Raw genomic sequence first — 13,572 nt, 5'->3', positions numbered from 1 at the left:
GTTAGCGGCGAAGGATGCGTTGGGCCAGGAAGTTGCCCAGCAACTGCGCGGCCTGGACCATGACGATGATGATCAGGACGGTCACCAGCGTGACTTCCCAGTTGAACTGCTGATAGCCGTACATGATGGCGAAGTTGCCGAGCCCGCCACCACCGATGTACCCGGCCATGGCCGACATGTCTACGATCGCGATGATCATGAACGTGTAGCCCAGGATCAGCGGCGCCAACGACTCGGGAATCACCACGGCCCACAGGATGTGCAGCCTGCTGTCGCCTATGGCCCGGGCAGCTTCCACCACGCCGGGATCGGAGGCCACAAGGTTCTGCTCCACCACGCGACCTATGACGACGCCGGCCATCAACGCCATGGGCAGGATGGCCGCGGTCGTTCCAATGGTGGTACCCATGATGATCAGCGTCAGGGGTGCGATTGCCGTGATGAAGATGATGAACGGAATGGGCCGGATGATGTTGACCAGGAAGTTCAGAGCCGAGAAAACGGCCTTGTTTGCGAACAGGTTGCCGGGACGCGTCGCATACAGAGTCACGCCGAGGACCAGTCCGGCCAGCCCGCTGAGCAGGACTGTGATGACCACCATGTAGATGGTCTGTTGGAAGGATTCGCCCAGGACGGGCAGGAGGGTTGTCCAGTCGGTCATCATGCTTCCTTTCCGACGCCGGCAAGGTGCGGCGCGAGACTTTCGGCTGGTGCCGCCGTCGGAAGTTGGCGTTCGACGGCGGTGACCTCGCCCAGTTCGGCGAGGGCGGCGTCAATGGATGCGCCACTTCCGGTGAGCTCGTACGTGAGTGTGCCGAGGATCTTGTTTTGGATTTCGGTGACGCCGCCGAACACCACGCTGGAGCCGACACCGTGGCGCTCGAAGGTGGCCGCAACCAGAGGTGTGGGGGCGGCTTCGGAGATGCCGACGGACACCAGCAGCCCGGGGTGCGCAGCGGAGAGGCGGCTGACGGTGTCGGGTTCCGGCGTTCCGTGCACGGCCGTGGCCACGAAGCGCTGGGTAGAGCTGCTCTGGGGATCGGCGAAAACGGAATAGGTGGGCCCGGACTCCACCACACGGCCCGATTCCATCATCACCACGGTGTCGCAGATTTCCCGGACCACGTGCATTTCGTGGGTGATCACAACCACGGTGGTTCCGAGTTCTTTGTTGATGCGGCGGAGCAGCCGGAGTACGTCGCGGGTGGTTTCGGGATCCAGTGCGCTGGTGGCCTCGTCGGCGAGCAGGATATCCGGGGCGTTGGCGAGTGCCCGGGCGATGCCCACGCGTTGCTGCTGTCCGCCGGACAGTCGCCGGGGATAGGAGCCTGCTTTGTCGGCGATGCCCACGAATTCGAGGAGCTCATCCACGCGGGGCTTGATCTTGTCCTTGGGCCAGCCGGCCACTTTCAACGGATATGCGACGTTCCCGTAGACGGTGCGGGACTTGAGCAGGTTGAACTGCTGGAAGATCATGCCGATGCCGCTGCGGACGGTGCGCAGCCGGCTTTCGGGGAGGGACGAGATTTCCTGTCCCTTGACGAAGACCTGGCCTTCGGTGGGACGTTCCAGGCCATTGAGCAGGCGCACCAAAGTGGATTTTCCGGCTCCGGAGTACCCGACGATGCCTACCACCGTGCCCTCTTCGATGTCCAAGGTGACGCTATCAACGGCACGCACTGGTTCGGCGCGGTGGCTGCGTTTGCTTCCTTGGACAGGGAACAGCTTGCTGACTCCGCGCAGGGAAACGATCGCGCTCACCGGAGCCTCCTTCTGGGTTGTTTGAATGCCCATTTCAGCAGCGTCGTGGTGCGCTCATCGAACCCAGTGACCCCCTGTGACCTGCGGTTTCTTTCCTTGACGGCGCGCGTCGGAGTGTTGCGAAAGCGTTCGATTCCCACCGGTCACCCTGCCTAGCGTGAGGCAGGGGGAACACCCCGTACCTTTCCATTCGCATCAGACCCTTTGTACGGAGAAGCATCATGAAGAACCGCTTGTTAGTCGCCGCCGTCGGCCTCATCGCCGCCCTATCGCTCTCGGCCTGCGGAGGTGCGTCAAGCGGTTCCACGACCTCTGCGAACACCAAGGTGGTTATCGGCGTCGACGACGGCGCCGAACAACACTGGACCATCCTGAAGAACAAGCTCAAGGACCAAGGCATCGACCTCGAAGTTAAGAACTTCACCGACGGCGCCCAGATCAACACGGCAACCCAGCAGGGACAGGTGGACATCAACCTGTTCCAGCACCTGAAGTACTTGTCGCAGTTCAACGTGAACAGCAACGGCACACTGGTCCCAGTCGGAGCTACTGCCGTCTACCCGCTGGCTTTGTACTCGGAGAAGTTCAAGTCAGTGCAGGAGCTTCCGGCCGATGCCGAGGTTGCCATCCCCAACAACCCCACCAACCAGGCGCGTGCCCTGCTCAACCTTCAGACAGCAGGCTTGCTGCAGCTCAAGGATGGCGGCAACTCACTCTCCACACCCGCCGAAATCACGTCGAGCAAGATCAAGGTTGTCCCGGTGGACAGCAACCAGACGGTCAATGCGCTCAAGGGCACCACTGAAGCCGCGGTTGTTAACAACACCCAGGCACAGAAGGGCGGACTTGGCGATGACAAGATCATCTTCAAGGAGGACCTTAACTCTGAGTCCCTGGCGCCGTACATCAACGGCTTCGTGGTGAAGGCTGATCGCAAGGATGATCCCACCTGGAAGAAGATCGTGGACGCCTATCACACGCCCGAGGTCGAAGCTGCGGTCACCAAGCTCAACGACGGCAACCTTCAGTTCAAGGCTGACTGGACCGCTGCCAAGCTGCAGGAAGTCCTGACCGCCGAAGAAGACGCCATCAAGAAAACCAAGTAGTCGCGCGAGGGTGCCCGCCACATTGCGGGCACCCCTTCGACACCCAGGAACAGGCCATGAACCAGATACTTACCCGTGAACGCCAGCAGATCCATTTCTTCGCCTACCTCGTGGGCACCGGCATCCATTTGGCTTCATGGCGGCACGAAACGGCCTTTCCGCAGGCCAGCATCGACTTTGAGCACCAGGTAAAGCTCGCCAAGGTCGCTGAAGATGCGAAATTCGACGCGATCTTCCTGGGCGATTCCCTGGCGATCGATGAGACGTCCAACCCGGGCATCCTCAACCGCTTTGACCCCATCGGCCTGGTCACGGCCCTTGGCGCGGTCACCACAAACATTGGCCTCATCGCGACATCGTCAACGTCGTATGACGAGCCCTTCAATTTCGCCCGGGCTGCCCTCACCGCGGACCACATCAGCGGCGGACGCGTCGGTTGGAACATTGTCACAACCCGGGACCTCACCAACAGCACTGCGGGCAATTTCAGCGCCGATGAGCACTTCGACCACAGTCTCCGGTACCGCCGTGCTGAGGAGTTCGTTGAGGTGACCCAAGGCCTCTGGAACTCCTGGGACGCCGACGCCTTCCTCTATGACAAGGACAATGGCCGATTCTTCGACCGCCACAAACTACGCCGCCTGGACTACAAAGGCGAGTTCTTCAAGGTCGCAGGTCCGCTCAACATCGGCCCCTCCCCGCAGCACTCTCCGTTGCTGGCCCAGGCGGGCACTTCGGTGCCCGGCCAGCAGTTGGGTGCCCGGTTCGCCAACGCCCTCTTCGCCAGCCATTCCGACATTCCGCAGGCGAGGAAATACCGCGATTCCGTGAGGGCCCAAGCAAAGGCCTTCGGCCGGAATCCCGACGAAATCTACGTCTACCAAGCCATCTCGCCGGTAGTCGCAGACACCCGGGACGAGGTCTTGGAACGAATCCGGGAGTTGGACAACCTGATCACCGACCAGCAGGTCCTGGACTTCCTGCAGGAGTATTTCGCGGGCCAGTTGGACTTCACCGGCCTCGCCGCTGACGCCACCGTGGCCCAGTCCGGCATTCCCACCATCGCACAGCCCCGGACCGATTTCCGTTCCGCCAGTGAACAGATCAGTGGACGTGAAGACGAGGTCACGCTCAAGGACCTCTACTCAATCCTCACGGGCGACAAACGGAACCACGACTTCATCGGCACCCCGCAGCACGTGGCCGACTCCTTGGAACGCTGGCACGCAGAAGGCGCAGCCGACGGCTTCAACCTCATGTTCTCGCTCCTCCCCCAGGACCTAAAGCGCTTCGCCACGGGCGTCATTCCGCTGCTTCAGGAACGCGGCCTCGCGCGCACTGAGTATGCCGGCACAACCTTGAAATCGCATTTGGGACTCGATCCGCAGCCGAAAGGACAACCATGACCACCACACCGACCGTCACAACCGGCACCCACGCGATCCGCCAAGCCCGCCCCGAAGAGTACGACGCCGTGGGGCGGCTGACGTACGAAGGCTTCGGCCATCACCTCCCTGGCGCCCGCCAACCGGACGAACAACGGCTGGAGCTTTTGCTCGACGCCTCTGCACGGGCCCGCGAAGGACTCCTGCTGGTCGCCGAGGACCTGGAAACCAAGCGACTGGTGGGCACCGCCAGCCTCCTCCCCTTTGGTTCACGCCTCAGCCGTCAGGCGGAGGAAGGCGAAGTGGAACTGCGGTTGCTGGCTGTGCACCCGGACGCGCGCAGGACAGGCCTTGGCCAGAAAATCCTGGACGAATCCGCCCGATTGGCCGCCGCACAGGGTGCCGTGCGCGTGGTGCTGGACACCGCCGTCGACAATGTAGCGTCCCAACGCCTTTACCGACGCCTTGGCTATATTCGACGTCCCGAGCGTGAGAAGGAGCGCCCCGCGCCAAAGGTGCAGCTGGTGGTCTACACGCTGGAACTCCCGCCGGCATAAGGGAGGCCCCGGCAATACCCGGAAGGCCGGGCACTCCCGCAATCCCAGGAGTAGCGTTCCAATGGAATGGTCCCCTAGGAAAAGGAACATCATGACTACCTGGCTCATCACAGGCTGCTCCACCGGACTCGGCAGGGCCCTCGCCCAAGCGGTCCTCGCAAAAGGCGATAACGCCGTCGTCACTGCCCGCAACACGGATTCGCTGCAGGACCTGGCCGCGGAATTCCCGACGACGGCCCTCGCCGTGTCGCTCGACGTCACCGATCAGTCCCAGGTGGACGCGGCGGTTCAGCAGGCAACGGAGCGTTTCGGCGGCGTGGACGTCCTGGTCAACAACGCCGGCTACGGTTACCGTGCAGCCATTGAAGAGGGCGACGACGCCGACGTCCGCACACTGTTCGACACCAACGTGTTCGGCCCCGTCGCCATGATCAAGGCTGTCCTCCCGGGCATGCGCTCCACGCGCTCGGGCGCGATCGTGAATATCTCCTCCATTGGTGCCCGGATCTGCCCGCCCGGATCGGGGTACTACTCTGCGTCCAAGGCCGCCCTGGAGGGAATCTCGGGTTCGCTGCACAAGGAACTCCAGCCGTTGGGGATCTCCGTCACGGCCGTGGAACCGGGTGGATTCCGAACCGACTTCGCCGGGCGTTCGCTCACCCAGTCGGCCGAGGCAATCGCGGACTACGCTGACACCGCCGGGAAACGCCGCAAGGAAAACGACACTGTCCACGGCACCCAGCCGGGCGATCCGGACAAGGCTGCGCAAGTGATCATCAGCGCAGTCGAAGCCGAGCAGACCCCGGCTTTCCTGTTGCTTGGAGCGGATGCCGTTTATGCCTACGACGCCGTGGAGGAAGCGATGCGCGCTGAGGTTGACCGTTGGCGCGAGCACAGTGCCAGCACCGGTTACACGGAGTAATGAACAACGTGTAATCGGTCACACTTGGCCGGATTCGCTTGTCAATCGCGGTGCGCAACATGAACCATGAATGAGGGAATTCGTTCCCTTACAAGCTGAATCAGCAATCCTCACCGACGAGGATGCGGCCCCGGGCGAAGAGGCTTGGGGCTGATAACGGCCTGAGTGAAAGTACTGACAATGACGACACATACTGACTCCATCACGCTGAAAATCTGGGACAAGTCGGCCATCGACCACACCATCGATGCCGCCATCCAGTCCCTCTCACACCGCGCCGCCGCCGAAAACTGCGGCATCGCAGTAACCCTTAGCGGACCGAAAACCTTTACGGTCGCCTTGAGCCGCTAAGCAGCCCAAACCAAAACACAAGAGGACGACGCCGGTACTTGCCGGCGTCGTCCTCTTGCGTTTAAGTCCGTCTGGAAGTCCTGAGCAAACCTTGAGTTTTCCTTGACGCTTTGCCTGCGTATTTCTTGCGTTGGCGTTGGAACTCTAAGTGAGTCAACGCTTCAACAAACGAACGGAGGGATCACAATGCTCACGGAAATCACGGTTCGTGCAGACGCACCGGACACGGATGCCTCACCGCGCGGATCCCACCGTGCCGCCGGCGGAGTAGTAACAGTCCTGGTCCCGGCCCACAACGAATCGGCCGGAATCACCGAGACGCTGGTATCTCTGAAGAACCAAACCCGCCGCCCGGACCGCATCATCGTGGTCGCCGATAACTGCACCGATGACACCGAGACTTTGGCGCTTGCCCAGGGCGTTGAGGTCCTGCCAACCGTCGGTAACAAGGACAAGAAGGCCGGTGCCCTGAACTTCGCACTCAGCCAATTGCTTCCGGACGCCGATCCCGAAGACTTGGTGCTGGTCCAGGACGCCGACTCCCAGCTGGCCCTGGACTTCATCGAGAACGCCACCGCCAACCTGCTCAAGGACGATCTGCTCGGCGCTGTTGGTGGCGTGTTCAGCGGTGGTCCCGGCGGCGGTTTTGTGGGCCACCTGCAGCGCAACGAGTACGCCCGCTACGCAAGGGACGTCAAGCGCCTCCACGGCAAATGCCTGGTGGTGACCGGAACGGCCGCACTGTTCAGGGTCAAGACGTTGCGCGATGTGGTCGCAGCCCGTTTGGCGGGCACCTTGCCTCCCGGAAACGGCAAGGGCGGCGTCTACGACACCTCCGTCCTCACCGAAGACAACGAGCTTTCCTTCGCCCTGCTGACCCTCGGGTACCGCATCGCTTCGCCCTCCAATTGCACCCTGGTCACCGAGGTCATGCCCACCTGGCGTGAACTCTGGGCGCAACGGCTCCGCTGGAAGCGGGGCGCTGTGGAGAACTGCGTGCAGTACGGCTGGACCAAGGTAACGCGCGCTTACTGGGGCCGGCAGTTCCTGTCCATGATCGGCGTCGTAGTAACCATCGCCTACTTCGGCTCCATCATTTTTGCTTTGACCACCGGAATGGGCCTGAACCTCCAGCCATTCTGGATCGCAGTCACCGGCATTTTCGTCCTGGAACGCATCGTCACACTGCGTTTCCGCGGCTGGAGGTACATGCTGCTGGCCGCCACCATGTACGAAACCGTCATCGATATCTTCCTCCAGGCCGTTCACGCCAAGGCCTACCTGGATGCAGCCCTCAACCGCAAGAAAGTTTGGTAATCACAGATGTACAACAACCCAGCAGGACCCGCAGCAGGCGCATTCGTAGGTGCCACAGGCTCAGGAACGCTCGCCATGACAGGCGCAGGCGATCTGTTCTGGTTCGCCCTGGCTGCCTTCGCAATGCTCGCCCTGGGCCTCGCCATCAAGAGGATCGTCCCAGTCCGTGCCGAGAAGAAGGCCTAGCCGCTTCTCCCCAAAGCCCAACAGGCCCGCAGGTGTGTCGCTTTCCCCCCAGCGCGACACAACTGCGGGCCCGTTGTTTTAAGACTCAGGCCACAACCGCTGTGCTGGCGGATGTTTTGGCCGCCGTGGTGTAACCAGGGTTGGTGCCTGTGACCTTCACACTCATCGTGTCGGCCTGGTCAGCGCTCACCAGCGTGTAGGTTTTAGCCGTTGCCCCCGAAATCGCCACCCCTGACCGATACCACTGGTACGTCAGGGTGGTTCCTGAGGTCCAGGTGCCCGTATTGGCTGTCAGTGTGGAGCCCACGGTCAACGTGCCAGTGATGGTGGGAACCGGTGCCACCAGGGTGCCTGCGACAACTGTTGCCGTTGGCGCGGACTCCTTGGTTGTTGTTGCGTACCCGGCTTTGGTTCCGGTGACGCGGACAGTCAATTTGGTGCCTTGGTCTGCCGCAGCCAAGACGCGGGTTGCGTTGGTGGCGCCTGCAATCGCCACTCCATTCCTGTACCACTGATACGTCAATGCGGTGCCTGTGGTCCACGTTCCCGGCGCGGCCGTCAACGTTGAACCCACCGTTGCCGTACCGGTCACCGTGGGAGTCGGGGCTGTCAGCGGGATGCCCGGGACAAAGGAGAAATCGCGGATGGTGACGGATTCCGGGGCAACAGCTGCGGCGTTTCCACCGCCACCCCCGGTCACCCAAAGGTTGAAATGGATCTGTTCCTTGGCGGGAACCGGAACCGTGGATCCCTGGAGGACAGTCCTCTTCAGAAGCGGTCCGGTATAGCCCTCGCCCGCGAATGTCTCAAAAGTGATCTTGCCCGGTTCCCACACCATCCTGTGCGTGAGAATCGGGGCATTGGTGACATCGAAGGTGACAGTGTTGTTCCCCTGCCCCGGCGGCTTGGTGGCATCGAACCAGTAGCCGTGCCCCTGTGTTACCGGCCAGTTTTCGCCGTAAGCGGCCCCGCCACCCCATGCCGATGCTTCGCAAAGATCGATTTCCGTGTATCCGGGCTCCGCTGCGGGGTCGTACGTGAACAGGCAACCCCATACAACTTCCTTCTGCAGGGCGCTGACGTCCTTTTCCACCGTGGTGCTGTAGGTGCCATAGCCAAATCCTTCACGGGTGGACTGGAACTCCGCCCCCTTGGGAGCGGACCCGGTGGGATTGGTGATGGAGAGTTTGACGTACCCGTTGGCGTCAGGATTGCTCACATTGTTGGCGTCCCAGCTGGCGTTGTACATGGGCGCCCCACCCCAAAAACGCTTTTGCCAGTTGAATCCCTTCCACGCAAAACTGCCCACCGGCCCGGGATCATCAGCCATCGGCGTGGTATCCGCGGCACTTGAGGGGCTCATACCCGTGAACATCGATAAACCTACCGCCGCAATGACGGCCAATCCCATTGCTTTTCTTCCCCCATGTGGAAGGAGCTTCACTGACAATGCCATAGCTGTGTCCTCCTGCTGATGCGCCCAGAAATGCCTCCGGCAATTGCCCGAGGCCGCCGTGACGTTCCACCCCCGAGGAACGTGCAACTCCTCGATTATCGAATAGGAAGGGTCCTGTCGGAAGCGAAATGGGCCAGCAAACTTGTCGTTTCAACATCAATTGGATAACGGCGCAACTTCGCATCACCTCCTGCCGCTGCATTTCAGGGATGCCCCACCGCGTCACGATCACTCGTTTGCCTGCACTAACCAAGTGACAGGACACATGCCTTGTTGCAGAAAGACATGGACATTCGATCGGAGACTCATCCAATGACAAGCCGCAGCGGCACCGCTGAGCCCGGACCGGTTTTGCCCAACGCAGCCCCGGGTGAGCTGTCCTCCGCCGAAGCCAAGACACCGCACATCGGGAACACCCAAGCCCCTACATGCTGACCTCGAGCACAATAACTCCCGGGCATCCCACGAACGCACAGGACCAATCCGGGACACCCATGCTGCGGGTCCGGATCCGGAAGGAGTCCTGGAGCTCGAAGCTCGCCCGGCATCCTGTGTGGTTTGCCGGGCTGGTGGGTCTGCTTGCCCTGGTATTCCGAGTGACAGGAGTCGAGCGGGCCAACGACGTCTTCATCGACGAGGTGACATACGCCGATCTGGCCAGGCAACTTGCGGCTGGACAGGTACCTTCAACTTCCGGCTCTCCCTTTTTCCTTCATCCGCCCGGCTCCTACGCACTCAATGCCTTGGTTATCCGGATCGTGGGCCTCGATGGGCATCCCATGGACCTGGCACTTCAACTGCGCTGGTTCAACGCCTTCCTGGGCGTGGCCACCGCTGTTGTCTGCTTCATGCTGGTCCGCCGTCTGGTAGGGCTGGGGCCCGCCACCGTGGCCGGCATCATCCTGGCCAGCGACCCCTTCGTGCTCCGCATGGACGGGCGGTTGATGATGGAGACGCCCACTGGCCTGGCGGTCCTGTCCGGTTGGCTCCTGGTCCTGCTGCTGCTCAAGCGGGAACGCGGACACACCAGGCTGTGGCTCGAAATAGCAGCAGGACTGGTTTTTGGTTTGGCGATCGTCATGAAAGACATGACGGCGATTTTCACGGTGGTCCCACTGCTGGCCGGTGTGCTCTGGCGGCGAACGGTTCCTCCGCTGACTGCACTGCGGATTGTGGGTTGTTCCGTGGTTCCGTACCTCATCTATCTGAGCTTGATCACCGCGGGTGGTTTGCTCCCCCAGTTCCTGGAACAAAAGTCCGTGGGTGTCCTGAGAATGGCCGGCGTGGTGCAAATGACCGGCTTCAATGCCGTCCCTGGTGTCGGCCTGCTGGATCGGCTGATGGTTCTGTTGGGGCGCTTCGGCACAAGCTACGTGCTTCTTGGACTTTCCATCGTGGCCGGCGTGCTGGCCGCCGCCTCGCCGCTGGTGGAACGACGCATCATTGGCTTGTTCTCATTAATCACCGGCCTGGTGGGCGTCTACTCCGTGTTTTTCGGTGCGGCTGAGGAGCAGTTCGGCTATTGCGTGGTGCTGGCGGCCTTGGTTTCAACGCCTGTAGCCACGGTCATGGTGGTGACGTGGCGACCCCGCCTGCGGGGTGCCGTAACCGCCGTCGTCATCCTCATGACAGGCCTGGGCCTGTTTTTGGGTGTTCAGGCAAGGTCGGTGGTTGACGACGGGCTGGTCCGTGCGCGGGCCTTCATGAACACGGAGCTGCCTGCGTCCGCGATAGTAGGGCTGACGTCCGTCACGGGTGAGTTCGCACTTTTGCCGCACGAGGGCTGGGAGGTTTTGCCGTCCTTGCAGTCACTGCATGACCGGAACGCGGAGTATGTCCTGACGCAAGGCAGGCAACTGGGCGAAGGGTACGGCTACGCATCACCTGCATTCCTGGACTGGCTAGAGAAGAATGCCCAGCCCGTCTTCACCTTCTCCGGGCCAACGTCCGGGAACACGGTGGTGTGGAAACTGGATCGCGACAAGCTGGACGCCGCTGTGGCGGGCGGAATGACGCTGCCACCGGTGACCGGGGGTTACCCATGAGGCGCGTTAGCCTCTTGACCTTCCTGGCGTTGATGATCCTGGGCTCAACTGTTGGCTGTTCGGCCGGAACCGGGCGCGTTAGCCCTGCCCCGATGGCTTTCGGCGTCCTGGGCTCCAGCTGTTCCCCGGACCGTCTGGCCGCGCTTCGGACGGTTGGAGTTACCGTAGTGGAGCTGCCACTGGCTTGGGATCGCTACGAGCCAGTGGAAGGCCGGGTGGATTCACGCTACGTCGCTGAGGTGCAGGCACGGTTGGACGCGTGCCGCCAGGCCGGAATGGGAGTGATCCTGTCACCGGGCCTTCACTATGCGCCGAACTGGGTCCGGCGGTTGACCGGCGGTGTCCTGAAGGGCAGCTCCGGAGGCGTAGCCCGCCACGGCGGAGCGGAGCTGATCTTCAGCGCTGCAACCCGGGATGCCGCCCAAAAATATCTGGCCCGCGTCGCATCGGATCTCGGGCTAGAGCACTTCACGGCCATAAGGGTTGGTACGGATGCCAGCGGTGAGCTGGGATATCCGGGACCCGAGGATGGCGGAAATGAACGCGAGTATTGGGCCTTTGGTGACGCTCCCCAACGCGGGATCGGACTGGCCGAAGGCGCGGCACGGTCGCCCATGCCAGGTTGGGTTCCGGGCTCCCGATCGTGGAACGGACGATTGGTAACGCCTGAGCAGGTCCGGAACTGGTGGGACTGGTACACGGGATCAGCTGTGAATGCGGTGGTGTGGCAGTTGGGCGAGTTGCGGAAGCTCGGCTACAAAGGGCTGGTTCACGTTCCGGTGGCCGGCCGCGGAGCCTTGCCTGCCGACGTGGTGGAAGCGGTGGAGGGACGCCTCGATGGCCGCGCCAACCCGGATGGCGCCTTGGAGCGCGGCCTTGACTACGTTGCCCAGTTCGCGGTTTTGGCCTCCTTGCCCGGTCTGGCTATTGACTTCACTGGTTTGGACGACGTCTCTGATGTGGTGGCGGGGGCCGCCGATCCCCCGCAGGACCGTTGCCGCCCGGATGATCAAACCAGGGTGGTCCAGGATGACGTCTCTGAATGGTCGTCCCACAGATACACCAGTGCATTGGCGAGGCGCTCCGGGCTCGGGTTGGTCGGCGAAAATCCCGGCCCTCCAGATGCGCCCTTCACTGGGGGTTCCCCGCTCTCCCACAGCCTTGCCGATCAGTTGCGGCTGGCGCCCGAGTACGCCGCGGAGTGCGGGATGAGCATGTTCCTGTTCGGTTTCGAAGAGGACCTCTTCAAGGCGAAAAACCGCGCCGGAAGCGGTGTGGGCGTAGCGGACTACGGCAGGGCGATCCAGCAGCTCCGGGCAGATGGGCGTTGATGCAGCAATCCTCTAGGGCAACGCATCCGGTAGGCTCGGTTCCTGACCTTGGACGTCCTGGATGGTTCGAAGGAAAAAATGGCAATTCGCAGCGCAGGCATACTTCTTTACCGGCAGCCTCCATCTGCTCCGTTGGAACTATGGATAGCCCACATGGGCGGCCCATTCTGGTCACGGAAAGACCAGCACGCGTGGTCCATTCCCAAGGGCGAATTCACTGACGATGAAGACGCCCTGGACGCAGCGAAACGGGAATTTCTGGAGGAAATTGGCTCCCCTCCCCCATCCGTGGACTACGAATTATTGGGGGTTTTCCGGCAGCCCTCCGGCAAACTCATCACCGCTTTCGCCGCCGAAGCCAGGGAATTTCAGCCGGACACAATTGTCAGCAACACCTTCCCCATGGAGTGGCCAAAAGGCTCAGGGGCCATCAAGGAATTCCCCGAAATTGATGACGCACGGTGGTTTGATGAAGCCACGGCCCGGACCAAGCTGGTCAAAGGGCAGCTGCCCATCGTTGATGCGTTGGTCAGTCGGCTAGCGTTAAGGGATGGCCACTGAATACAGGTACGACGTCGAGGTTCTGCACCTTTTGGTGTCGCCGGCGCATGCCTACTTTGGTCGTGCCCGGGAGGGGGCTGCGGATGTCCCCACCACGGATGCCCACCACGCGGAACTGGTCACCGGCAAGGGAATTGTTGGGGACAGGTTCTTCGGCAAGGCCGCTCACATGGACGCAGCAGTCACGCTCTTCTCAGCAGAGGCGTTGGAGGCAATCGCGGACGAGCTCGACGCCGGGCCTTTTGACCCGTTGCTGACGCGCCGCAATGTTGTCCTCAGGGGTGCCGAGCTGGCGCCCTTGCTCGGACACGAATTCACCCTGGAGTCCGGGGACGATGCGGTGCGGTTGAAGGCGGGCCGCCCAGCCCACCCGTGCGCATGGATGGACCAAATGCTTGCTCCCGGCGCCCACAAAGCGATGCGGGGCCGCGGCGGCGTGCGATGCCAGATCATTTCGGGTGGACTGCTGAATAAGGGCCCAGCCACTCTGGTAAGCCCCGTCCCCCTGGACCCAGCCAAGGCCGGCGAAGCAAACGTGCTCCGCCCCTCACGCCTGCCCTAGGAATCAATCCACCCATTCATCAGGTTGCTGTC

General features: G+C 62.0%; 15 protein-coding genes. 12 read left to right on the top strand and 3 right to left on the bottom strand.

Features of this window, described 5'->3' with window-relative positions:
• Position 1: 1 nt before the first annotated feature.
• Complete coding sequence (locus tag ABHM97_RS16405; RefSeq protein WP_235517544.1) at positions 2-661, bottom strand: methionine ABC transporter permease; 660 nt, start codon at positions 659-661, stop codon at positions 2-4.
• Entirely contained in the window at positions 661-1,794 is a 1,134-nt protein-coding gene (locus ABHM97_RS16400) for a methionine ABC transporter ATP-binding protein (protein ID WP_349471509.1), read from the bottom strand. Before ABHM97_RS16400 ends, ABHM97_RS16405 begins: the two co-directional genes overlap by 1 nt.
• 188 nt (positions 1,795-1,982) lie before the next feature.
• Between ABHM97_RS16400 and ABHM97_RS16395 the strand changes: the two genes are divergently transcribed.
• From ABHM97_RS16395 to ABHM97_RS16365, 7 genes are all read left to right on the top strand, one after another.
• Positions 1,983-2,867, top strand: a complete 885-nt coding sequence (locus ABHM97_RS16395) for a MetQ/NlpA family ABC transporter substrate-binding protein (RefSeq protein ID WP_235517552.1) — start codon at positions 1,983-1,985, stop codon at positions 2,865-2,867.
• A gap of 56 nt (positions 2,868-2,923) precedes the next feature.
• On the top strand, positions 2,924-4,273 hold the full coding sequence (locus ABHM97_RS16390; RefSeq protein ID WP_349471508.1) for an LLM class flavin-dependent oxidoreductase: 1,350 nt from the start codon (positions 2,924-2,926) through the stop codon (positions 4,271-4,273).
• Positions 4,270-4,809, top strand: coding sequence for a GNAT family N-acetyltransferase (locus ABHM97_RS16385; RefSeq protein ID WP_349471507.1), 540 nt, complete (start codon positions 4,270-4,272; stop codon positions 4,807-4,809). The genes ABHM97_RS16390 and ABHM97_RS16385 overlap by 4 nt, the downstream gene beginning before the upstream one ends.
• A gap of 91 nt (positions 4,810-4,900) precedes the next feature.
• Positions 4,901-5,731: an oxidoreductase gene (locus ABHM97_RS16380; RefSeq protein WP_257369647.1), complete on the top strand. Its 831-nt coding sequence runs from the start codon at positions 4,901-4,903 to the stop codon at positions 5,729-5,731.
• 180 nt (positions 5,732-5,911) lie between these two features.
• On the top strand, positions 5,912-6,082 hold the full coding sequence (locus ABHM97_RS16375; RefSeq protein ID WP_186313584.1) for a hypothetical protein: 171 nt from the start codon (positions 5,912-5,914) through the stop codon (positions 6,080-6,082).
• Between the two features lie 186 nt (positions 6,083-6,268).
• A complete protein-coding gene (locus tag ABHM97_RS16370; RefSeq protein ID WP_235517567.1) occupies positions 6,269-7,399 on the top strand; it encodes a glycosyltransferase family 2 protein in 1,131 nt (376 codons plus the stop codon).
• 6 nt (positions 7,400-7,405) lie between these two features.
• Positions 7,406-7,585, top strand: a complete 180-nt coding sequence (locus ABHM97_RS16365) for a hypothetical protein (RefSeq protein WP_211713326.1) — start codon at positions 7,406-7,408, stop codon at positions 7,583-7,585.
• Positions 7,586-7,670: 85 nt separating this feature from the next.
• Here ABHM97_RS16365 and ABHM97_RS16360 read toward each other — a convergent pair whose 3' ends face one another.
• Positions 7,671-9,041, bottom strand: a complete 1,371-nt coding sequence (locus tag ABHM97_RS16360) for a hypothetical protein (RefSeq protein WP_349471506.1) — start codon at positions 9,039-9,041, stop codon at positions 7,671-7,673.
• Between the two features lie 312 nt (positions 9,042-9,353).
• Between ABHM97_RS16360 and ABHM97_RS16355 the strand changes: the two genes are divergently transcribed.
• The 5 genes from ABHM97_RS16355 to ABHM97_RS16335 all read left to right on the top strand — a co-directional run bounded on the left by ABHM97_RS16355 (position 9,354) and on the right by ABHM97_RS16335 (position 13,540).
• Positions 9,354-9,476 (top strand): hypothetical protein, encoded by a 123-nt coding sequence (locus ABHM97_RS16355; RefSeq protein ID WP_255773709.1) that lies wholly within the window; start codon positions 9,354-9,356, stop codon positions 9,474-9,476.
• Positions 9,470-11,086, top strand: coding sequence for an ArnT family glycosyltransferase (locus ABHM97_RS16350; RefSeq protein WP_349471505.1), 1,617 nt, complete (start codon positions 9,470-9,472; stop codon positions 11,084-11,086). The genes ABHM97_RS16355 and ABHM97_RS16350 overlap by 7 nt, the downstream gene beginning before the upstream one ends.
• Positions 11,083-12,417 carry a hypothetical protein gene (locus tag ABHM97_RS16345; protein WP_349471504.1) on the top strand — a complete coding sequence of 445 codons (1,335 nt, stop codon included), beginning with the start codon at positions 11,083-11,085 and terminating at the stop codon, positions 12,415-12,417. Before ABHM97_RS16350 ends, ABHM97_RS16345 begins: the two co-directional genes overlap by 4 nt.
• Before the next feature lie 78 nt (positions 12,418-12,495).
• On the top strand, positions 12,496-12,978 hold the full coding sequence (locus tag ABHM97_RS16340; RefSeq protein WP_257369639.1) for an NUDIX hydrolase: 483 nt from the start codon (positions 12,496-12,498) through the stop codon (positions 12,976-12,978).
• Complete coding sequence (locus ABHM97_RS16335) at positions 12,968-13,540, top strand: MOSC domain-containing protein (RefSeq protein WP_349471503.1); 573 nt, start codon at positions 12,968-12,970, stop codon at positions 13,538-13,540. The genes ABHM97_RS16340 and ABHM97_RS16335 overlap by 11 nt, the downstream gene beginning before the upstream one ends.
• The last annotated feature ends 32 nt before the right edge of the window (positions 13,541-13,572 follow it).

Source organism: Paenarthrobacter sp. CAP02, assembly GCF_040137855.1.
Classification (GTDB): domain Bacteria; phylum Actinomycetota; class Actinomycetes; order Actinomycetales; family Micrococcaceae; genus Arthrobacter.
Note: the sequence above shows the minus strand (reverse complement) of the source record. Positions and strands in the feature narration are given on the sequence as shown.